Source organism: Phyllobacterium bourgognense, assembly GCF_003337575.1.
Taxonomy (GTDB): Bacteria; Pseudomonadota; Alphaproteobacteria; order Rhizobiales; family Rhizobiaceae; genus Phyllobacterium; species Phyllobacterium bourgognense.
Genome location: NZ_QPJM01000008.1, coordinates 63,928 through 85,499, shown reverse-complemented (window position 1 = coordinate 85,499; position 21,572 = coordinate 63,928). Strand labels below are relative to the sequence as shown.

Sequence of the window (21,572 nt, the reverse complement as noted above, 5' to 3'; positions counted from 1 at the left end):
ACACGGGGCTCTAACTTCGCGCAAGCTTCGCGCTCTATGGTTCTATCACGCGACGGTGGTGGGAATTGATGGAAAAGAACGTAAGACAGACATTTGCGCAGCTCGGCACCGCGATGCAGAGGCTTGGCGCAAGGCGGCTCATTGCTCTTGGGGTCATTGGCATCACGCTGTTCAGCGCCATCCTTGTTTCAAGCCTTTATCTCAATCAACCTCAATACGAGACCTTGTATGTCGGCCTCAGCCGCGACGACGTCAACCGCATGGGTATGGCGCTTGGCGAAGCCGGCATTCCCTTTGATGTGAAATCCGATGGAACCTCCATTCTCGTGGCCTTTGGCAAGGCCGATCAGGCACGCATGTACCTTGCGGAAAAAGGTCTGCCCACCAGCAACAATGCCGGCTACGAGCTCTTCGACAATATGGGTTCGCTCGGCCTCACTTCGTTCATGCAGGAGATCACCCGGGTTCGCGCGCTCGAGGGTGAAATCTCCCGTACCATCCAGGCAATCCGCGGTATCAAGGCCGCCCGCGTTCATATCGTCTTGCCGGAAAAGGGCAGCTTCCGCCGCGGCGATCAGGCGCCATCCGCCTCGGTCGTCATTCGCACCGAAGGCGACTTCGCCATCGAATCGGCACAGTCGATCCGCCAGCTCGTTGCTGCCGCGGTGCCGCAGCTTACCGCTGCGGAAGTCACCATTCTCGATACCAATGGCCGTCTGCTTGCCTCGAAGGATGACGGCACGAATGCGGGTGCGGTGATGTCGGCGACGCTCGAACAGAATGTTTCGGCGTCGGTGGATGAGAATATCCGCAAGGCCCTTGCGCCCTATCTTGGCGTTGGTCATTTCCAGACCAGTGTTCAGGTCGCGCTCGATACCGATCGCCGCCAGACCAACGAGACGGTCTTTGATCCGGAATCGCGCGTCGAACGTTCGGTGCGGGTGGTGCGCGAGAGCGGCGATTCGCAAAATTCGACCAGCGACAACGCAACCGGCGTCGAACAGAACATTCCGCAGGAAGAAATCGCCAGCAAGAATGGCGATAATTCATCGGAAAAGACGGACAAGCGCGAAGAACTGACCAATTACGAGCTGAACTCGAAGACAGTGTCGACGACCAGCGACAGCTATCAGATCAAGCGGCTCTCGATCGCAGTCGTCATCGATCAGGCGCGCCTGCTGGCAACGGCCGGTGTGACGCCAGCTCCGGATAGATTCCTGGAGCAGCAGATCGCAAAGATCACCGAACTTGTCGCAACGGCGGCGGGTCTCGATCAAAAGCGCGGCGACGTGATCAACGTGACGGCGGTCAATTTCCTGGAGGCTTCAGACGAGCAGCTGGCGCCTGCTTCAACACCGGTGTCCGAGATGATCTTCCGCCAGGCCGGCAGTTTCATCAATGCTGCAGCCCTGATTGCCGCTGTCGGGCTTGTGCTGTGGTTTGGAGTGCGCCCGCTGATGCGTGACATGAACAAGCCGCAGGAGGCTCTGCAACTTGCCGCCGGCTCCAACCTTCCGGTTCCAGGCTTGGCCCCGGCGTCCAATCTTCCGGTCGTGGCGCAGGCTCATGCCGAACACAGCCTGCCCTATGATGATCTGAGCGAACTTAGACGACGCATGCGTGTGCCCGCGCAAAATCGTCTCGAGCAGATGATCGACATGGATGAAGAACGGGTCGCGGCGATCCTCAAACAATGGGTTCACGAGGCAGCCTGATGGTCGCTCGCTCTGTCGCCAGTGTGCTGACTGATTTCACGCCGAAGCATGTGCCGGCGGAGCGCGTTACCGTGTTTGCGGCCGTGAGCCGTGACCGGGCCGAGTTGTTGGCGGAGATCGAGGAGCCATCGGAGAATGTTGTCGAACTCATCGATTATGAGTTGAAGATCAAGGAGGCATTTGTTGCTGGGCGCGAATCTGGCCAGGCGGAGGCCGCGGTGCTGTTCGAGGCCGAGAAAATCCGGCTTGAGAGGGAATTCCAGGATCAGCTGGCCGCTGCCGAAGCGCTCTTCATGCAACAAACCGGCACGCGCATGGCGGTGCAGATCAATGACGGGCTGGCCGCGATTTCATCGGATCTTTCGGGTTCACTCGCTGCCGTTCTCACGCCTTTCGTCGAAGAGCGCTTGCGCCAACGCGCCGTCGAGGCATTTGCGCATGAGGTGGAACGGATGACCAAGGGGTTCGACGCTGTGAGCATGGAAATTTCCGGTCCATCCCATCTTCTCGACGTGCTTCGCATCCGACCGGAAATCGATCCGATGCGGTGCACCTTCCGGGAAACTGGCCAATCGGAATTGTCGATGAAACTGGATGACGCAGTGGTCGAGACACGGCTTGGCCGCCTCATCGACGCATTGAGAGATATTAGCAATGAACATTGATCCCGAAACGCACCGTGAGATCATCATCGTCCGGCGTGGCCGTGAACATGAAGAGGGTCATCACGGCGGGGTCTGGAAAATCGCCTATGCGGATTTCATGACCGCGATGATGGCCTTCTTCCTTGTCATGTGGCTCATCAATGCGGCCAACGAGGAAACGAAGGCTGCCGTTGCTGCCTATTTCAATCCGGTCAAGCTGATGGACCGGCAGTCGAGGCCAAAGGGCATCGAGGAAACCGACAGTCAGGAGGGCAAGATTCGCTTTGAAAGCCTGGATGCGACTGATGCCGAAACCAAAAGTGCGCGCAACGAAAAGCAGGTTCAATCACCACCTGCAACCGAAGAACGTCAGATTTTCAAGGATCCGTATGCCGTGCTTGCCGAGATCGCCACGCAGTCCGGCGTCCTGCAAAATCGTTCTGCAGCAGGAGAGGGCGGTTCCAATCGTGCCGGTCCATCGACGGGTGCTGAGGGCGGAGACGCCTATCGCGACCCGTTCAATCCCAATTACTGGTCGACCCACGTTGAAGACGAGATTTTCCCGCTGACGGACAGTCCGGTGACTTCACCTCCGTCCCAGGACAAAGCGATAGCGCCAAAGTCGAATGAGGTTTCTGATGCTGACGCAAAAGCCAAGCAGGGGGCGCTGGAAAAGCGAATGGCCGCTGGCGAGCCGCCGGCCGATGCGAAAGCTGCACCATCCAATGCTGCCAAACCGACGCATGCCGAAAAGGCAGCGGTGAAGGATGAGAAGCCCGGCGCGGTTGAGATCAATGCCGCGCGTGAACTTGCTGCCGAGATTTCGAAGAAAACCGGCGCCAGCCCGGATGAGAAAGCGCCTGACATTTCGGTCGTCCCCACTGAAGATGGCGTCATGATCCAGCTCACCGACAAGGTTGACTATGGCATGTTTGCCATAGGATCGGCCAAGCCCGACAAGCGCGTCGTGCAGGTGCTTGATGAAATCGCCAAGATCATCGCAAGCCGCAAGGGCGATGTCATCATCAGCGGACACACGGATGCGCGCCCGTTCAAAAGCGAAACCTATGACAATTGGCGCCTGTCATCCGCGCGGGCGCACATGGCCTACTATATGCTGACGCGTGGTGGGCTTGACGGCAAGCGTATCCTGCGTGTCGAAGGCCATGCCGACCGCGACCCGAAAATTCCGGCAGATCCTTACGCTCCCCAGAACCGGCGCATCGATATCTTTCTGAAGACAGCGTCCAGATGATCGCGCGGCAAACCATCCGCTTGTTGCTGTTCGGCCTTTTCAGCCTGCCGCTGACGACGGCGCAGGCTGCAATGCCCTCACCGGAGCCCTACATGCTGGTGCGATCCATGCGCATGCTGCAGGATCAGGTGGCGTCCGGAAAGCCGGAAGCATTGCCGATGCTCAATCGCGTCCTCGGCCATATCGCCGCACAGCTTCAGCTGGCAAAGCCGGAAGTCTGGTCGAAACCGGCAAATGTCTACGCCATTTTCATTTATCTCCTCAATGGCGGCAATCCGCAGGTTGTTCGCACCATATTGGCCTCGGCAAATCTTGGCCAGGTCGATCCCAAACTCGTGGCAGGGTCTCTGGCTTATGCCGATGGCGATACGCTGCGCATTATCGAGAATTTCCAGGAACTGCCGCCCAATGTGCCTATCGAGCTGGTCGCATCGATCTATCTGGTCACGGCGACGCAGCTCGCCGGCATCGACGCGGCAACTGCACTCAAGCGGCTGGATTATATACGCCTCAACGCGCCGGGAACGCTGCTGGAGGAGGCGGCGCTGCGGCGTGGTCTGATGATCGCGGCACGTCTTGGCGACAAGGACAAGGTCAGGTTGATGGCGCGCAATTATCTGCAGCGCTTCGCCTTCTCCCCCTATTCGGAGGACTTCTTTCGCCAGCTCGTCGACGCCTTGATGGTGATCAAGCATAAGATCAGCAATGCGGAAATCGAAGAAATGGCCTCCTTGGCGTGGCCCGGGGCCCGCTTGCCTTTCTACCTGCGCATGGCCCGAGGTGCGATCGTGGATGGCGATATGGGGCGGGCCCGATTTGCCTCGCAACAGGCCGAAGCCCTTGCAACTGTGCTCAAGGCAGACGACACGCAGGCCAGACTCTATCTGGCGGTCAGCAATGTTGGTTCCGACAAGACCGGCGAGGCCAAGACCATGCTTTCGCAATTGCCGAAAGATCGTCTGCACGGCCGGGATGTAGAGCTGATGGAGGCTGCGACCACGATGGCGAACAAGATTCTTGCGCAGCCAATTCCGGCAATGGACGGACCGCAGCAGGCTTCAGCCGCGGAGAATTCCATGGCAGCCGTCGGGGCTGGCAGGGCCGAAACAACGCCCATTGAAACGCTTGATCCGATGATTGATGCGACACGCAAGAAACTCGACGCCATTGACGCGCTTCTCGGGAAGGCCAGGAAATGACCATTGGAGTTCGCATGCCGCTTAAGACAATGCTTGACGCGATTGTCCGCGACAAGGGCAAGGACGACATGCCCGACCAAAAGCCGGCGAAGGACAAGGACGTCCTTTCGGATTTCAGCTCCATGGTGAGGGCGGTTGGCCCGAAGCTGAAGCTCGACAAGGAGAACGCAAAGCCCGACAGGAGCTTGGTGGAATTGCTGGATAGGGCGGAGCCGGACGAGGACAAGGATGTTTCCGATGCCGCCGCTCAGGGCATCTTCGGCCAGGCAATCCTTGCTTTCGAACAACTGCTCGACCGGCAGCAGCACGAAAATGGCGAACAGCCAAGACCCGTAACCAATGCCAAAGCGCCATCCAAAGCCGATACAATTGCGGGACTCATCCAAATTGTCGAAGCGGATCAGGGAAGCGAAAAACCGGCCGAGATAGCTGCGCCCGATAAAAAGTCCGGGAAGACTGATGTGAAAGCTGTCACGGATAGGCAGGTAGCCGCTCCTTTGCAGGACAAACAGGAACCCGGCAAATTAGCCTCGCATGCCCGGCAAGACGTTGCGCCAGCAACTCAGGCCCCCGAGGGACCGCGACCCAAAGTCAGCGCCAAGGCCGCCCCGGTGGAATACGCCGCGCCTGTTGAGACGGCCACGTCCGCACCGTCCCCGTCGGTTCAAGCAGAGGCAAAACTCGGTGCGACTGTGTCAAATAACGCGACGCCGGTACAACCTTCCCGTCTGCTGATAACCGATGTCCAGATTCTTTCTGATCGCAGTACACCTGGCGCAAGAACGCTGGTGATTCAGCTTCAACCCATCGAACTTGGAACGGTGACCGCGCGCATGCGCCTGACGCCTGAAGGGATGCATATTCAGTTAATGGCGGAAAACCCGGCGATGGCAGAACATCTCGCCAAGGACCATGACATGCTTACCAAGGCCTTGCAGCGGGCGGGTGTGGCAGATGACGCCTCCTCAGTCACCATCTCGGTCATTGATCGCTCCGGCACCTCTTCGAGCGCGCAGAACGGGCAGCAAAATCTGTCCGCGCAGGACCAGCAGCCCGGTGCGCGGGCCAGCAGCCAGGGCCAATCCGGATTCCAGGGTTCGTCCGGTGACCGTTCCAGCAATCAAGAATCCTTTGGAGAGATGCGATCCGATGAGCGCGTGGAAAAGGCAACTGATCCGGGTACTGAGTATGGCCTTTCACGCGGGTTGGTTGTTTAGCCTCTTTCTCGCGTCGCAGACTGCCTCGGCGGAGAACCTTTGCGAGCGGCAAATGCACCGTGCCTCGACGAAGTACGATATTCCGGTGGGAATTCTCTACGCGGTAGGTTTGACTGAAACGGGGCACAAGGACTCGCTCCAACCCTACGCAATGAATATAGAAGGTAAAGCAGTATTTATGCCGTCAGCAGCAGCTGCCATGGCCAAATTCAACGAGGCGCATTCGCGCGGAGCGAAACTCGTCGACATCGGATGCATGCAGATCAATCACTATTTTCACGCCAGCAAGTTCCCGTCTGTCGCGGCAATGTTAGACCCTGCCACCAACGTGGATTACGCCGCGCGATTTCTAAAAGAGCTCAGAACACGTGAAGGCGGCTGGACTATGGCGGTTGCGCGCTATCACGCGGGACCCGATAACGACCCGGCCCAGAAGCAATATGTTTGCCGAGTAATGGAAAATATGGTGGCTACCGGTTTCGGAAACTGGACGCCGAAGGCGCGAATGTTTTGCGATAAGTGATCGTGTTAATACTTGGTAATAAAACGTGAATTTGTCGTCGTGCTTATATTTTGTAAAGGTCGAAATAGTATTGATCCTGCCCGTGCAGGACATGCCAACCTCCCCAAGAATTCCCCTACATCGAATTAATTAGAACTCCCAATAAGTTAGGTACAATATATTGGGAATTGTCGCCGAGTCGCGGACCCCGCTAGTTGTGTGTTGCTTGGGGCAAAAATAAATGATTCGGAAGGTGGGGCAGTGATTGTAGTCGTCGACGAACGAAGTCTGGTGACGAGTGGGTATTCGGCGTGGTTCGCCCGCGAGGGCATAACAACAACAGGGTTTACTCCGGACGATTTCGGCGATTGGGTTGCCACCGTCCAGAAAAACGACATTATGGCGGTCGAGGCATTTCTCATAGGAGAATGTGTCAATCGTAGCCAGTTTCCACAAAAAATTCGCGAGCGCTGTTCGGCGCCGGTCATCGCTGTCAATGAGACACAGTCATTGGAACATACGCTGGAACTTTTCCAGGCGGGTGTCGACGATGTGGTTCGCAAGCCGATGCATGTGCGAGAGATCCTGGCGCGAATCAATGCCATTCGCCGCCGCTATGGCAATGGCGATGCGGGAACGCAGGTAGGTCCGATCCGGGTATTTTCCGATGGCCGCGATCCACAGGTGAACGGGCTTGATTTTTCGCTGCCGCGGCGCGAACGGCGCATACTGGAATATCTGATTGCCAATCGCGGGCGCCGCCTGAACAAGGCACAGATATTCAGCGCGATCTACGGCATTTTCGACAGCGATGTCGAGGAAAGTGTCGTTGAGAGTCACATCAGCAAACTGCGCAAGAAGCTGCGTGAGCAACTTGGTTATGATCCGGTCGATTCCAAGCGCTTTCTCGGTTACTGCATCAATCTGGACTGACCTGCCAGAACAATTTAGACCGCCGGCGCGGTCAAAATTGAAATTCAACTATTCCCCGGTGACACCATCTGAACGTCAGCTTCGCGCAAGTATTGCGCGCTAACGATTTTGAACGGAATCACGGTGCAAGGAGACGGAAATGAGCCTCTATGGAATGATGCGAACCGGTGTGTCGGGCATGAATGCCCAGGCAAACAGGCTGTCAACCGTGGCGGACAACATCGCCAACTCCAGCACGACCGGTTACAAGCGCGCCAGTACGCAGTTCGCATCGCTCGTGTTGCCAAGTTCTGGGGGGGCTTATAATTCCGGTGGTGTCGAAACGGTCATCCGCCACCATATCTCGGATGACGGTTCGCAGCGCTTCACGACTTCGTCGACCGACCTGGCGCTGAAAGGCAATGGCTTTTTCATTGTCGGCAACGCGGATGACACCCCATATCTGACGCGCGCCGGTTCATTCGTGCCTGATGCGCAAGGTAATCTCGTCAATTCAGCCGGCTACTATCTGATGGGTTATCCCGTGGTCAACGGCAACGTCAATCCGGTTGCCAATGGCTTTCAGGGGCTCGAAAAGGTCAATATCGCCCAGAACGACCTGATCGCGGATCCGAGCAAGACAGGTATCTTTACGGCCAATCTCCCGGCGGGCGCTTCGATCATTGCCGCAGCTGACCGGCCGCCAACAAATGCCACGGCGTCGGCTCAATATACCGCCAAGACATCCGTACAGACATTCGACAATCTCGGTAACGTCGTCGTCGTCGATCTCTACTTCACCAAGACCGCAAACAATAGCTGGGAAGTTGCCGCCTATAATCACGCCAATGCATCGGCTGCTGGTGGATTTCCCTATGCTCCTGCCGCGCCGTTGACTACGGAAAATTATACGTTCGATGCCGTCACCGGCAAGCTCACGTCTGCGGACAAGTCGATCTCGATCCCAGTGCCAAACGGACAGGCGCTGGAAATCGACTTTTCCGCCACCAAACAGCTGGCAGGTGACTACACGCCTATCGAGGTAAAGATCGACGGCAACACGCCAAGCCCGATAGAAAATGTCAGCATCGCCGACGATGGCACCGTAACCGCCATCTACAAGAACGGTGCGAAACGGGCCATCTATCAGATCGCGCTGGCCGACGTTCCAAGTCCTGACAACCTGCTTGTCATGACAGGCAACGTGTTCTCCCCGAGCGCAGAATCCGGCGACGTCCAGCTTGGCTTTGCCGGTAGTGGCAGCTTTGGCACGCTGACATCCGGGGCGCTGGAGGAATCAAATGCCGACATCGCGCAGGAACTGACGGAAATGATCGAATCCCAGAGAAGCTACACGGCAAATTCGAAGGTCTTTCAGACCGGTGCGGATTTGATGGATGTGCTGGTCAATCTGAAAAGATAGCTGAACTTCTAATGGCGAATGGACACAGGGCATGTCACTAACTTCGGCGCTCCTTACTGCTCAGAGTGCTCTCAATACCGTATCGAAACAGACAGCGCTGGTCTCCCGCAACATTGCGGGCGCCAACGATCCTGATTTTACGCGGCGTATTGGTTCCGTCGTGAGCGGACCAAACGGATCGACCTATCTTTCCATGACCCGCTCCGCCGACTCCGCGCTCCTGTCCAAGTTTATTGAAAGCAACAGCCAGTATAACGCGTCCAACACGTTGCAGGCCGGTCTCGACCGGCTGTCCGGGATTTATTCGGCTGATGATGCATCGGGATCACCAAGTTCGCTCCTCGGAGACTTGCGCGATTCATTGCAGCTCTACGCCTCGCAGCCCGGCAACACTTCCGTTGGCGAATCCACCGTCACCAAGGCGACGGAGCTCGCCAATGCGCTGAACAAGGGCACGGAAGAAACGCAGAAGCTGCGCCAGGATGCCGACAACGACATCGGCGATTCGGTCAAGAATCTGAATTTGCTGCTGTCGCAGTTCGAGACCGTCAACAACCGGATCATCAATGGCACGCGTTCCGGCACAGACGTCTCGGATTATCTCGACCAGCGCGATGGCCTGCTGAAGCAGATGTCAGGCGAGATCGGCATCACGACGCTGGTCCGCGGCGATAATGACATGGTGGTGTTTGCCGAATCCGGCGTAACCCTTTTCGAAGGCTCCCCACGAACGGTCAGCTTCACACCGACCAGCGCATTCAGCGCCGGTACAGGCGGCAACGATGTCTATGTCGATGGGGTCCCGCTGTCGCATGGAACATTTCAGCAGCCCTATGGCACTGGCCGCCTCAGTGGTTTGTTGCAATTGCGCGACGACACGGCGCCGGCCTATCAAAACCAGCTCGACGAGATAGCGCGCAGCCTCGTCAGCATGTTCGCGGAAAAAGACCAGAATACACCAGCGACGCTACCGACGGTTCCGGGCCTGTTCACCTATTCAGGTGCACCGACAATGCCGGCGGACGCGGCGATTCTTTCGGGCATTGCCGGCACAATCAAGGTTCACGCCGCCTTCATCCTGACGGAAGGCGGCAATCCCGCACTTTTGCGAGATGGCGGGGCGGCCGGAGCAGATTATGTACAGAATCCGGATGGCTCGTCAGGGTTTTCGGCGCGGCTCCAGGGTCTTATCGGTGCTATCTCGGCGCCTCGCAACTACGATCCGGACGCGGCCGCCGGCGATGGGAAAAGTCTCCTTGATTTTTCTGCGGCCACGATCAGTTCGCTTGAGACCAAGCGCAAATCCGTAACCCAGACGAATGAGTACAACACCGTTCTGGCATCGCGCGCCGAAGACGCAATTTCCAATAGCAGCGGTGTGAATATCGACACGGAGATGGCGTCGATGCTTGATCTTGAACATTCCTACAAGGCATCGGCGCAAATCATCTCCGCCGTTGACGCCATGTTGAACGAACTCTTTCAGGCGGTGAGATAGATATGAAGACCCAGTCGGTTTCATCCTATATGCTATCCAACTCGACACGTAACATTATCGCCAGGGCCCAGGCAGAACTGGTCAAGGCAAATCAGGAAGCAACGACGGGTTTTGTTTTCGACAAAGGGCTTACGCTTGGCAGCCGCACCGGCCAGTCGATTTCCCTGCGCAAAGAGCACGATCGGCTGACAGTTCTGACCCAGACCAATGGGCTGATCTCTGAACGAATGAAAGCTTCTCAAGATGCCTTGAGCAATGTCATCAAGGGATCGCAGGATTTTCTCGGTAATGTAACGGCGATGCGCGGAGCAAGCGAGGGCCGTTCGATCATCGTCGACAAGGCGAAGGGTCTGTTGCAGACCGCCACCGACCTGATCAACACCAGCTACAACGGCGAGTATATTTTCGCGGGAGAGAACACGGACGTAAAGCCGCTGGGTGACTACGGCTCCGCCGGCGATCCCGCAAGGGCCGCCGTGTTGCAGTCGTTTCAGGATTATTTCGGCTTCCCGACGACTGACCCGCAGGTGGCAAACATAACCGCGGCAGCCATGAAAACTTATCTGGACACGTCGCTCGCGGCCGAATTCGATTCCGCGTCCTGGTCGGCCAACTGGTCTTCGGCGTCAGACACGCTCGTCAAGAGCCGGATTGCGCCGACCGAGCTGGCGGAGACGTCGGTTAGCGCCAATAATTCTGGGTTCCGTCAGCTCGCCATGAGCTACACGATGATGGCGGAACTCGGTGATATCGGGCTCAATCAGGCAGCGTTCGATACGGTAATCGACAAGGTGGCGGAGACGACCAACCAGAACTCTACTTCACTGGCAGGTGCTCAGTCCTTCCTGGGCAATGCCCAAGCCCGGACAAAGGACGCGACCGACCGGCTGACCGTACAGATCAATGTTCTCAATAGCTCGGTTCTCGATCTGGAGGCGGTGGACCCGTTTGAGGCCGCCAACCGGGTGGAGGCTTTGCGGACCCAGATCGATGCGTCCTATGCCTTGACCGTGAAGATCCAGAGCCTGAGCCTGCTCAATTACCTGAAGTAAATCAACGAACGCGACAGCCGCGTTCGTTAAAAACCGGAAAAGCGCATGTACCAGGCCCGATACGACGACATCATGAACGACGGTGCTGACGAAGCCAGGGAGCGGGAACGGTCCTTGTTCGATCAGTCGATCGTGATGCTGGAAGCCGCTCGCGATGAGAGCGGCTATGCTTCTAAGGGCGTCGAAGCCGTGTATTTTACGTCGCGTCTGTGGATGATTGTGATCGAAGATCTCGGCAGTCCCGCCAATGGATTGCCGCCGCAATTGCGGGCATCACTGATTTCGATCGGTCTGTTCATTCTGAGGCAACTGGAAGCCATCAGGCAGGAGACCTCACGCGACTACGACAGCATTATTGATATTACCAAGACCATTCGCGACGGGCTTTGACCATGAAACTCTCATTACGTGCCGGTGAGAAAGTCTACGTGAACGGGGCAGTCTTGCGCGTTGACCGCAAGGTCTCCATCGAATTCATGAACGATGTCAGTTTTCTTCTCGAAAGCCACGTCATTCAGGCGGATCAGACGACAACGCCTCTACGACAGCTCTATTTCGCCGCACAGATCATGCTCATCAATCCTGCTGTGAAGGAGGAGGCAAACCGCACATTCAAGCGTATGCTGGCGTCGCTCCTCGCAACCTTCGAAAACCGGCAGATGCTGAAAGAATTGAAGCTGATTGACGAGATGGTGTGCAACGAACGTGTGTTCGACGCCCTGAAATCCATCAGATTGCTCTACGCGCTGGAAGCACAAATTCTTTTCGGCCCAGTAGAACAAACCATTTCCTCTCAAACAGACAGGGCCGTCAGGCCGGAGGCAAACCCATGACCACCATCCCTCCCGTAGGAACACAGGCCGATACGACAGATACGTCCAAGGCTACCGGACCCGGCGTCGACTATCAGGCGTTTCTGAAATTGCTTGTGGCGGAGATGAAAAATCAGGATCCGACCGAGCCGATGGACGCAACACAGCAAATCTCTCAGCTCGCACAGTTTTCGAGCGTTGAACAAGCGGTTCAGACCAATACCAAACTCGACCAGTTGCTTGCGAGTTCATCCCTATCACAGGCCGATGGCATCATCGGTCGCACCGTCACGAGTGCTGACGGTAAGGTCAGCGGCGTTGTCGAGTCCGTGCGCATCTACAGTGACGGCATGATCGCAACACTCGTCGGTGGTGCCCAGCTTCCAATCACTGCCGGCATCGTCATTTCGGCCGGCAATGAATGAGGCAGATGCGCTCGATATCGTCAATCAGGCGATCTGGACGGTAATCGTTGCGTCTGGTCCGGCAGTCGGAGCCGCGATGCTGGCTGGGGTCTGCATTGCGCTGTTTCAGGCACTGACACAAATACAGGAAATCACACTTACCTTCGTCCCCAAGATCCTCGTCATCCTGGCGGTTCTTGCATTGACCGCTCCGTTCGTCGGTTCACAGATCAACACGCTGACACTGCTGGCGTATTCCCGGATCGAGAAAGGTTTCTGACGCGCGTCGCCACGTTCGCGTTGGCTTCGCACAAGCTTCGGCATCTATTGTCCCCGTGACAACAGGAGAATGCCGTGCAGCAGGCCGCAGTAAAACGATTGGGCGACAAGGGCTATCTGACGGGCAGCGATGTTGGCCTTGCTCTCGGCATCGTCATCATTCTCACAGTGCTGTTCCTGCCTGTTTCACCAATCGTTCTCGATATTGGTCTCGCATTCTCCATCGCCCTTTCCGTGCTCATCCTGATGGTATCGCTGTGGATCCAGCGGCCCCTCGATTTTTCTGCCTTTCCCACGGTGCTTTTGATCGCGACAATGATGCGCCTGTCGCTCAATATTGCAACGACACGTGTCATCCTGACCCATGGCGACGAGGGTTACGCCGCGGCCGGCCAGGTCATCCATGGTTTTTCGCAGTTTGTCATGGGCGGTGATTTCGTCATCGGTCTTGTGGTCTTTGCCATCCTTATCATCGTCAATTTTCTTGTCATCACCAAGGGCGCCACGCGTATTGCCGAAGTTGGTGCGCGCTTTACGCTCGACGCCATTCCGGGCAAGCAGATGGCCATCGATGCGGACCTTTCGTCCGGCCTTATCGACGAGAAGGAAGCGCAGCACCGGCGGCGCGAACTCGAAGAAGAAAGCGCCTTCTTCGGATCGATGGACGGTGCCTCAAAATTCGTGCGGGGTGATGCCATTGCCGGCCTCATCATTACCGCCGTCAACATCTTCGGCGGTATTATCATCGGTGTCACGCGGCATGGCATGGAAGTCGGCGAAGCTGCCGATGTCTTTACAAAGCTCTCTGTCGGCGATGGTCTCGTCACCCAAATCCCGGCATTGATCGTATCGCTTGCGGCCGGCCTTCTTGTCTCAAAAGGCGGGACGCGCGGTTCAACCGACAAGGCCGTCTTTGGTCAGCTTGGTGCTTATCCGAAAGCGCTGTTCGTCGCTGCCCTGTTGTTATTCGTGCTCGGCATCTTGCCGGGGCTGCCTGCCTTTCCGTTTTTCGTGCTTGCAGCCGGACTTGTGGCGATTGGCGTATCTGTCCCGCGCAAGCTCGCCCGGGTGGCAGCCGCTGCCCAGGCCGAAATCGCGCTGCAGCAGAAACATGCGGAACAGGAAGACCGGGATTCTGTCAGGGCTTCGCTTGAAACGGCGCAGATCGAGCTCTGTCTTGGCAAACAAATCTCGGCACGACTGCTCGCATCGCAGCTTGAACTTGCGCATCGCGTCAACAAGATGCGCAAGAAGTTTGCGGTCGAGTACGGTTTTGTCGTCCCGGAAATCAAAGTTACAGATGATTTTCTCCTGCCGCCCAAGACATACCGGATCAAGATCCACGGGACGGTTGTTGCTTCGCATGAGCTGCGGGTCGGTGAAATCCTGGTTATTCCCGGCGATCGGCCACCCCCGCATGTGCCGGGCGAAGAGGTGCGGGAGCCTGCGTTCGGTATGAAAGCCTATTCCGTCCCGGAAATCTTTGCCGCCGACCTCAAGCGCGACAACTACATGACGGTCGATAACCTCTCCGTATTGCTGACGCATCTCAGCGAGATCGTCCGCAACAACCTGGCACAGCTGCTTTCCTACAAGGACATGCGCGCACTGCTCGACCGTCTTGGACCCGAATACCGCAAACTGCTCGACGATATCTGCCCGGCGCATCTCTCCTATTCCGGCCTGCAGGCGGTTCTCAAGCTGCTGCTGACGGAACGGGTGTCGATCCGCAACCTCAATCTCATCCTCGAAGCCATAGCGGAAGTGGCACCGCATATCCGCCGCTCGGAAATGATCGTCGAACATGTGCGGATGCGTATGGCACAGCAAATTTGCGGCGACCTTGCCGACAATGGCGTTCTTTCGGTTTTGCGTCTCGGCAACCGTTGGGATTTGGTTTTCCACCAGAGTCTCAAACGTGATGCCAAGGGCGAGATTACGGAATTCGATATCGATCCGCGTCTCCTGGAGCAATTCGGTAACGAAGCGAGTGTCGCGATCCGCAAGCACCTTGATGGGGGCGAGCGCTTCGTCCTCGTTGCTTCGCCGGAAGCGCGGCCTTACATCAGAATGATCATCGAGCGCCTGTTCGCGACATTGTCAGTCCTGTCCCATGTCGAGATCGCACGCGGCGTGGAGGTACGTTCCCTCGGTACTATTTCGTGAGGCTCCAGACGTGCCGCCACTGAGCGATAGCATCATTGCGGCCCTGCTTGTTTTTGCCCGTGTAGGAGCCTGCCTGATGATCATGCCGGGCATTTCCAGTCCACGCATTCCCATGCAAATACGCCTTTTCCTGGCACTCGCATGCTCTCTCATGGTCGTGCCGCTGGTGCTGCCGCAGGTCACTCCAGCGGCAAAGGCGGCCCCTTTGATGCTGATGCGGATCATCGTCATCGAAGCGATCGTTGGCGCCTTCATCGGCATTTTGTCGCGCCTCTACTTTTGGGCGCTGCAATTCATGGCAAATGCCATGGCGATGGCGACCGGATATTCCGGCGCACCAGAGCGCGCCATTGAATCGGACGAACCACAGGCAGCCATTGCAAGCCTGATCACGCTTTCCGCGCTGTGTCTGTTCTTCGTATCAGACCTGCATCTGGAGGTGTTGCGTGCGCTGCTTTCATCCTATTCGACGATCCCGGTGGACGGCATCTTCCAACCGGCAACGGCGATGGTCAACCTGACCGACACTTTGTCCAAGGCGTTCATGAGCACCATACGCATCGCTGCTCCCTTTATCGTCTTCGCCGTCGTGGTCAATATAGCGGTGGGCCTGATCAACAAGCTCACGCCATCGATTCCCGTTTATTTCATTTCGTTGCCCTTCGTCCTCGCCGGCGGGTTGATGCTACTCTATTTCAGCATGTCCGACCTGATGCGTTTTTTCACCAATGAGGCAGGAATGTATCTGAGGAACTTTTGAGTGATGACCATGCATGACGCATCCCGGACATCCTATCTCGGATTGATCAGGCTGCAAAAGCTCGCCAAAGCGCGCCATGAACTGGAGCTGTCACGCCTCAATGCAAAACAGGCTGCGATCAAGGAGGAGAATGACGCTCTTTTCAGGATGCAGGAAGATCGTTTTGTCGTAGGTGCAACCGCGTTTGTTCCCGTGCCTATCATCTTGAAGCGTCTCGAGACCAACAAGTCGCTTCAGGCCCAGTTGTCCGAACACATGGTCGAAGCCAAACGGAATCTGCTGAAAGCGTCGCGTACGCTCGACACGTTGGAGAGCCGGCTTCGTGATTTAGCAAAAACGATATCGCGAGCCGAGGTTGCCGACGAAGCGGACGAGTATATGGGGCATCTGCTTGGCAGACACGCAATCTGAAGATGCAAGTCTCAAGCCTCCCGTAAGTTTGGGAGGGTAGGGTGCATGCAATGAAACAGGATGGAACAGGAATCGATGGCTATTAATCCACCTTCCGATCTGGTGTTGGATGTTGCCATGGCAGCCGATCCGGACACGTTGCGAACCTCCCTGGAGAAGTTGCGGAGCATGGCTTCCGACCGCGTCGCGGCACAGAAGCAGCTGTCACGCGAGAACTTTGCCTCCATGCAGCAACCGGCCTCGTCAAGTGGCACCATTGCCGGTAGCGTATCGCATGCGCCGAACGCTGCATTCAAAAAGTTCGAAGCTTTCATGCTGCAATCCTTTGTCGAATCCATGTTCGCAGGAGACAATCAGGCAGTCTTCGGCGAAGGAATTGCCGGAGAGTACTGGAAATCAATGATGGCCGAAGCCGTCGCCAACAAGATGGCCGATGCCGGCGGGATAGGCGTCGCCCGCATGCTGGAGCAGCAGAGCGCCAAAAAAGCCAAGTCTGAAGCTGCAGCACAAGCTGAGGAAGCAGCTTCGGGGATATCCATAAATCAACAACATTTTCAAAACCAGGATTCAAATGTCATTTTGCACCAAATCCAACGCCAGCTCATTCATAAGCAATTGAAATCAACGGAAAGCGTCGACAACTCGAGGCAGAGTTAGAGCGCCAACCCTCAAGGCCGATGAGATTGGAGAGAACAGATATGGAAATAGAAATAATGACCAATGATCAGAACCGCAGCGATATGCCTGAACCGGCGCTGGAACCCGTCCTTTTCGCCATTCGTCGTTTGGAAGATGTCGTAGAGCGTGAAACACGGCTGCTTCTCGAAGGCCAGTTGGTAGATCTTGCAAGTATCAATGCCAATAAGAGCCGCGGGCTGCGCGATTTCAACAAGGCCATGGGCAAGGCTGTCAAGACGGTCGACACGCCTGCACTTAAGGCGCTCCAGCCCGTCCTCGATAGCCTGCGTCAGAAGCTTGATCGCAATTGCGATGCTATCAAATTGCACTTGCGCGCGGTGACAGAGCTCGCGGGAATTATCCGCGATGCGCTTGAGACGCAGGAGGCCGACGGAACGTACACGGCCAGCCAGGTCAGAAACGGGCTCGGTGCATGATCCGTATCGTGCTGATCGGCCTGTGGATCTGCGCCGTTGCACTGGGATCCCTGTATCTTGCCGTCTGGCAGAACTCTGCGACAGCAGCTGTTGCACCCAACACTCAGGAGGCACTGGACGATGGCAAGACCGAAGTCTTCAGTGTCCCGATCATCGTGGACAATGCGGTTCAGGGTTATGTGGTGTCTCAGCTGGCCTATACATTGGACCACACCGTGAACGCGTCCTTCAAGATTCCGGTATCGTATTTCATCAATGACGAGATTTTCAGCCAGTTCTACGGGCATTATTCGGACGTCAAGAACATCCAGGACGTCAAGTTCGATGATGTCAAAAAATCGATCATTGACGGTGTCAATGCACGATTTCCGCAACCATTGGTGAAGGACCTGCTGGTCGAGCAATTCAACTACATAACGGCCAAGGAAATCCGCGACCAGAACACCAAGGGTCTGCAGCGTCAGCAAGCACCTCAAAGTGAATAATATTTGCCGGCAAGCGTGCGCAGAATTGTGTCTGTCAACGGTGTGACGTCAGGATCCTCGACGAACCGCACGCCAAGTTCCATATCTTGGCGCCAGACGACTTCCGTCATCAACGCGCCGCTATACTGATCGTCGAACAGCCAGAAGCGCATCGGGACGGGGGATTGGCCGACAACCCTGATCTTGGCGCCGCCACCGGCAAGATTGTGAAAATGACATTCGGTCAGAAACTGCCCATCGAGCGTCACGAGTTTGCCGGATCGCAATCGTGTTCGCTGGCGCTGCTCGACGCGTTTCTCGGCTTTGGTGTTCGTTTGATATAATGGCATGTAAATTTGCCTGGCCCGAATTGAAGCCGGTTAAAAGGCGCGCGGACGTCTTTCATGCCGGCGGTTCATTCGTAGCTTGTACAGGCAAACAATTGCAAATCCGTTATGTTTCATTCGAATGCAGCGCTCGGATCGCGAAGATTTACGTGCCTGGATCAATGGTGCTTGCGCCGCGGGCATTTTCAAGAGTAGGTACAGCTGAAAATTGACAGCCCCTTCAGGTGACACACTTGCCAACCGCCACCAGGCTCCGAATTGCCTCCTACATTTTGTCGTTCATCGCGCTCGTCGCTGTGCTTGAACTAGGCTTGCTCTCGGCTCTCCTCTCAGGACTGCTCGTTTACAACCTCGTCCATTATTCGGCTCCATTGCTCGGCAGATTAGGCATTTCCGGCCACCTGGCAAAAACCATAGCGTTGGCAATACTGGCGTTGGTTTTCATCCTCGTGATCGTCGCCGCCGTCATGAGCAGCATGGCATTGCTCACCGATGGTTCCGACGAAGGTATAGTATCGCTTTTCCAGAAGATGGCCGAAATCATCGATACCGCCCAGTTACATCTGCCGAACTGGGCCCGCGATTATTTCCCCTCAAATCTTGAGGAACTGGAAACGCTGGCGGCAAAGTGGCTGCGTGAACATGCCGGCCAGCTTCAGCTCGTCGGCAGGGAACTTGGCGTTCTCCTGGTGCGAATAATCGTCGGCATGGTGATCGGGGGAATGATCGCGCTTAGTTCCACCGTTGCCTCATCACGCGAGCCAGGCCCGCTCGCGATTGCCCTTGCCGAACGTATCGAGCTATTGAGCGCGGCATTTCGTAATATCGTGTTCTCGCAGCTTCGGATCTCGGCATTGAACACAGTATTCACCGCTATCTATCTTGTTGTAATCCTGCCATTTTTCGGCGTTCACCTGCCCTTGGTCAAAACCATGATTGCCGTGACGTTCATTGCGGGGTTACTTCCTGTTATCGGCAATTTGATCTCCAACACCGTGATCGTCGTCGTGGCACTCAGTGTTTCCTTTGTTGCCGCAGTGGGTTCGCTGGCCTTTCTGGTCATCATCCACAAGCTCGAATATTTCCTCAACGCCAGGATCATCGGATCGCGAATCAAATCGCGCGCCTGGGAATTGCTCCTCGCAATGATCGTGCTGGAAGCCTGGTTCGGCATCGCTGGCCTCATCGCCGCGCCGATTTACTATGCCTATCTCAAGGACGAACTTAAAAAGCAGAGGCTGATCTAGGCGGCAAATTTGCGGCCGCGTGATATAATTGCGGATGGCAGGGAATAAATCCGCCGCAGGTCCGTATACGCCGTATGGAGAATTCGAAACCCCGTTTTGACGTTGTTGGCCAGCTTGGTTCGTTACGCCGGTATGCACGTTCGCTAACGGGCAATGAAACCGATGCGGAAGACCTTGTGCAGGATACGCTGGTGCGGGCTTATGAGCGGCGCAGTCATTTTCGCAATGGCGGAAACCTGAAGGGTTGGCTTTTGTCGATCCTGCATAATGGTTTTATCGACAGCAAGCGTTCGAGCCAGTCGGAAGCGCGCCGCGAAAATGCTTTGGCAGTCATCACCGAAACGATACTCCAGCCGCCGCAGGAGCATTCCATGCGGTTAATGGAGGTCCGCAATGCGTTTTTTTCGCTGCCCGAAGAGCAACGAGCCGCTTTGCATTTGGTAGCGATCGAGGGTCTCTCCTATGAAGAAGCTGCAGCGACGTTGGGAATACCGATGGGCACGCTGATGTCGAGAATTGGCCGCGCGCGGGCGACACTGCGGTCTCTCGAGGCTGAGCCCGGCAAAACCGCACATCTGAAAATTGTTGGAGGCCGCGATGAATGACGCGATCGATCCCGTCGTTGAGGCCGACCTTGATGCCTATGTCGACGACCAGCTGGATGCGGGCCGCCGCATCGAGATCGCCCGCTACCTCTCGCATCACCCTGAGCAGGCCGCCCGCGTCATGTCGGATCTGCAGGCGAGGGACGAATTGCGGCTGGCGCTGACCGGCATGCACAGCAAGGGATCGCCGGAGACGAGTGAAGCAGCGCGTCGCCTTGAACGTGGCCTCATGCGAAACCGGTTGCTCGGCAATTTGCAACGTGTTGCCGCGGTCGCCGTCCTTGTCGGTATTGGTTGGCTGGCGCATGCCGGCTTTGGCCCGCTCACCATCTCGGAGGTCGTCGCCTCGACACCGCCGCCGGCTTATGTTGCGGATGCGGTGATGGCCCACAAGACGTCCTTGGTCAGGGCAGGGATGAAGTCGCAGTCCGAGGTGAACAGTTACGATCCTGCAGAAATACGTGCGGCCACCGCCATTACCATGCCACAACTTTTGGACCGGTGGATCGTCAATGATGTCCAGCTTTTCCCGTCCGCCTTCGGACCAAGTGTCGAGATGGAAATCAGATCCGATGAGATGAAGCGGCTCTCGCTTTTCGCGGTTCGTCCCGGCAGTTTCGATGTCGTGAAGCCGAAAGCGTTGCGCATCGATGATAGCACCGCCGCCTATTTCCAGATTGGTGACGTTGCCTATGCCCTCGTATCGGATGCAAGCCCCGCCGACCTTGAAATAGTAGCATCGCAGCTTGCAAAAACTCTTTACTGATTAACCAGCCAAAGGATCACAACCATGAATACACCACTTCGTTATGAAATGGGCACAGCGCGCGGACAGTCCGCCGCATTGTTCGATGAAGGACTGCGCCAGCATATGCTGCGCATCTACAACTATATGGGCCTGGGCCTTGTTCTGACGGGCGTTGTTGCATTCGTCGTCGCCTCGACGCCGGCTCTGTATGTTCCGATTTTCTCCACTCCCCTGAAATGGGTCGTTATCTTCGCGCCGCTTGCTTTCGTGATGTTCTTCTCGTTCAAAATGCAAACCATGTCGGCAGCAACCGCACAGGCCATGTTCTGGGCATTCTGCGCGGTCATGGGGCTTTCGCTGGCGTCGATCTTCCTTGTCTTTACCGGGACCAGCATCGCCCGCACATTCTTCATAGCGGCCACCATGTTCGGTGCCACCAGCCTTTATGGTTATACAACCAAGCGTGATCTCTCCCAGTTCAGCTCGTTCCTGATTATGGGTCTGATCGGTGTTGTCGTGGCAAGTGTCGTCAACATCTTCCTCGGCTCCTCCATGCTGCAGTTCGTTGTCTCGGTTGCCGGCGTTCTGGTCTTCATCGGTTTGACAGCTTGGGACACGCAATCGATCAAGGAGCAGTTTGCCGAAAGCTACGATTCGGAATCGCAGCAGAAGCTGGCGGTGTTCGGCGCCTTCTCGCTCTACCTCAACTTCATCAACCTCTTCCAGCTGTTGCTCAGCCTGACCGGTCAGCGGGAAGAATAAAATCATCCCGTAGCGATCCTGTGCAGATGCCCTCA

At 56.4% G+C, this 21,572-nt stretch carries 25 protein-coding genes; 24 read left to right on the top strand and 1 reads right to left on the bottom strand.

Features of this window, described 5'->3' with window-relative positions:
* Positions 1–68: 68 nt before the first annotated feature.
* From fliF to C7476_RS15030, 20 genes are all read left to right on the top strand, one after another.
* The gene (fliF, locus tag C7476_RS15125; RefSeq protein WP_114430750.1) at positions 69–1,715 is read left to right on the top strand and encodes a flagellar basal-body MS-ring/collar protein FliF; all 1,647 of its coding nucleotides are present in this window, start codon (positions 69–71) and stop codon (positions 1,713–1,715) included.
* Positions 1,715–2,380 carry a hypothetical protein gene (locus C7476_RS15120; protein WP_147274657.1) on the top strand — a complete coding sequence of 222 codons (666 nt, stop codon included), beginning with the start codon at positions 1,715–1,717 and terminating at the stop codon, positions 2,378–2,380. The genes fliF and C7476_RS15120 overlap by 1 nt, the downstream gene beginning before the upstream one ends.
* A complete protein-coding gene (locus C7476_RS15115; protein WP_114430748.1) occupies positions 2,370–3,614 on the top strand; it encodes a MotB family protein in 1,245 nt (414 codons plus the stop codon). The genes C7476_RS15120 and C7476_RS15115 overlap by 11 nt, the downstream gene beginning before the upstream one ends.
* Positions 3,611–4,813 (top strand): chemotaxis protein MotC, encoded by a 1,203-nt coding sequence (locus C7476_RS15110; RefSeq protein ID WP_114430747.1) that lies wholly within the window; start codon positions 3,611–3,613, stop codon positions 4,811–4,813. Before C7476_RS15115 ends, C7476_RS15110 begins: the two co-directional genes overlap by 4 nt.
* On the top strand, positions 4,810–6,030 hold the full coding sequence (fliK, locus tag C7476_RS15105) for a flagellar hook-length control protein FliK (protein WP_114430746.1): 1,221 nt from the start codon (positions 4,810–4,812) through the stop codon (positions 6,028–6,030). Before C7476_RS15110 ends, fliK begins: the two co-directional genes overlap by 4 nt.
* Complete coding sequence (locus tag C7476_RS15100; protein WP_245426367.1) at positions 6,002–6,553, top strand: lytic transglycosylase domain-containing protein; 552 nt, start codon at positions 6,002–6,004, stop codon at positions 6,551–6,553. The genes fliK and C7476_RS15100 overlap by 29 nt, the downstream gene beginning before the upstream one ends.
* 240 nt (positions 6,554–6,793) lie before the next feature.
* Positions 6,794–7,465, top strand: coding sequence for a flagellar transcriptional regulator FtcR (ftcR, locus tag C7476_RS15095; protein ID WP_114430745.1), 672 nt, complete (start codon positions 6,794–6,796; stop codon positions 7,463–7,465).
* Between the two features lie 139 nt (positions 7,466–7,604).
* Complete coding sequence (locus C7476_RS15090) at positions 7,605–8,867, top strand: flagellar hook protein FlgE (RefSeq protein ID WP_114430744.1); 1,263 nt, start codon at positions 7,605–7,607, stop codon at positions 8,865–8,867.
* Positions 8,868–8,898: 31 nt separating this feature from the next.
* Positions 8,899–10,365 (top strand): flagellar hook-associated protein FlgK, encoded by a 1,467-nt coding sequence (flgK, locus tag C7476_RS15085; protein WP_114430743.1) that lies wholly within the window; start codon positions 8,899–8,901, stop codon positions 10,363–10,365.
* 2 nt (positions 10,366–10,367) lie between these two features.
* Positions 10,368–11,417, top strand: a complete 1,050-nt coding sequence (locus C7476_RS15080; protein ID WP_114430742.1) for a flagellar hook-associated family protein — start codon at positions 10,368–10,370, stop codon at positions 11,415–11,417.
* A 45-nt stretch (positions 11,418–11,462) separates the two neighbouring features.
* A complete protein-coding gene (gene flaF / locus C7476_RS15075) occupies positions 11,463–11,807 on the top strand; it encodes a flagellar biosynthesis regulator FlaF (protein ID WP_114430741.1) in 345 nt (114 codons plus the stop codon).
* A 2-nt stretch (positions 11,808–11,809) separates the two neighbouring features.
* The gene (gene flbT / locus C7476_RS15070; RefSeq protein WP_114430740.1) at positions 11,810–12,250 is read left to right on the top strand and encodes a flagellar biosynthesis repressor FlbT; all 441 of its coding nucleotides are present in this window, start codon (positions 11,810–11,812) and stop codon (positions 12,248–12,250) included.
* On the top strand, positions 12,247–12,654 hold the full coding sequence (flgD, locus tag C7476_RS15065; RefSeq protein ID WP_114430739.1) for a flagellar hook assembly protein FlgD: 408 nt from the start codon (positions 12,247–12,249) through the stop codon (positions 12,652–12,654). The genes flbT and flgD overlap by 4 nt, the downstream gene beginning before the upstream one ends.
* On the top strand, positions 12,647–12,913 hold the full coding sequence (locus tag C7476_RS15060; RefSeq protein WP_114430738.1) for a flagellar biosynthetic protein FliQ: 267 nt from the start codon (positions 12,647–12,649) through the stop codon (positions 12,911–12,913). Before flgD ends, C7476_RS15060 begins: the two co-directional genes overlap by 8 nt.
* 74 nt (positions 12,914–12,987) lie before the next feature.
* Positions 12,988–15,078 carry a flagellar biosynthesis protein FlhA gene (gene flhA, locus C7476_RS15055; RefSeq protein ID WP_114430737.1) on the top strand — a complete coding sequence of 697 codons (2,091 nt, stop codon included), beginning with the start codon at positions 12,988–12,990 and terminating at the stop codon, positions 15,076–15,078.
* A gap of 10 nt (positions 15,079–15,088) precedes the next feature.
* A complete protein-coding gene (gene fliR / locus C7476_RS15050; protein ID WP_245426366.1) occupies positions 15,089–15,838 on the top strand; it encodes a flagellar biosynthetic protein FliR in 750 nt (249 codons plus the stop codon).
* A gap of 3 nt (positions 15,839–15,841) precedes the next feature.
* Positions 15,842–16,249, top strand: a complete 408-nt coding sequence (locus C7476_RS15045) for a hypothetical protein (protein WP_114430735.1) — start codon at positions 15,842–15,844, stop codon at positions 16,247–16,249.
* Positions 16,250–16,474: 225 nt separating this feature from the next.
* The gene (locus C7476_RS15040) at positions 16,475–16,906 is read left to right on the top strand and encodes a rod-binding protein (protein ID WP_245426365.1); all 432 of its coding nucleotides are present in this window, start codon (positions 16,475–16,477) and stop codon (positions 16,904–16,906) included.
* Positions 16,907–16,947: 41 nt separating this feature from the next.
* Positions 16,948–17,364, top strand: coding sequence for a flagellar protein FlgN (locus C7476_RS15035; RefSeq protein ID WP_245426364.1), 417 nt, complete (start codon positions 16,948–16,950; stop codon positions 17,362–17,364).
* Entirely contained in the window at positions 17,361–17,849 is a 489-nt protein-coding gene (locus C7476_RS15030) for a hypothetical protein (protein WP_114430733.1), read from the top strand. Before C7476_RS15035 ends, C7476_RS15030 begins: the two co-directional genes overlap by 4 nt.
* Here the strand turns inward: C7476_RS15030 and C7476_RS15025 are convergent.
* Entirely contained in the window at positions 17,837–18,178 is a 342-nt protein-coding gene (locus C7476_RS15025; protein WP_114430732.1) for a PilZ domain-containing protein, read from the bottom strand. The genes C7476_RS15030 and C7476_RS15025 overlap by 13 nt on opposite strands.
* Positions 18,179–18,399: 221 nt before the next feature.
* Between C7476_RS15025 and C7476_RS15020 the strand changes: the two genes are divergently transcribed.
* From C7476_RS15020 to C7476_RS15005, 4 genes are all read left to right on the top strand, one after another.
* Positions 18,400–19,422, top strand: coding sequence for an AI-2E family transporter (locus C7476_RS15020; protein ID WP_114430731.1), 1,023 nt, complete (start codon positions 18,400–18,402; stop codon positions 19,420–19,422).
* Positions 19,423–19,496: 74 nt separating this feature from the next.
* Positions 19,497–20,027, top strand: coding sequence for a sigma-70 family RNA polymerase sigma factor (locus C7476_RS15015; RefSeq protein WP_114430730.1), 531 nt, complete (start codon positions 19,497–19,499; stop codon positions 20,025–20,027).
* Positions 20,020–20,793 carry an anti-sigma factor family protein gene (locus tag C7476_RS15010; RefSeq protein WP_114430729.1) on the top strand — a complete coding sequence of 258 codons (774 nt, stop codon included), beginning with the start codon at positions 20,020–20,022 and terminating at the stop codon, positions 20,791–20,793. Before C7476_RS15015 ends, C7476_RS15010 begins: the two co-directional genes overlap by 8 nt.
* 24 nt (positions 20,794–20,817) lie before the next feature.
* Complete coding sequence (locus C7476_RS15005) at positions 20,818–21,537, top strand: Bax inhibitor-1/YccA family protein (protein ID WP_114430728.1); 720 nt, start codon at positions 20,818–20,820, stop codon at positions 21,535–21,537.
* Positions 21,538–21,572: the final 35 nt, after the last annotated feature.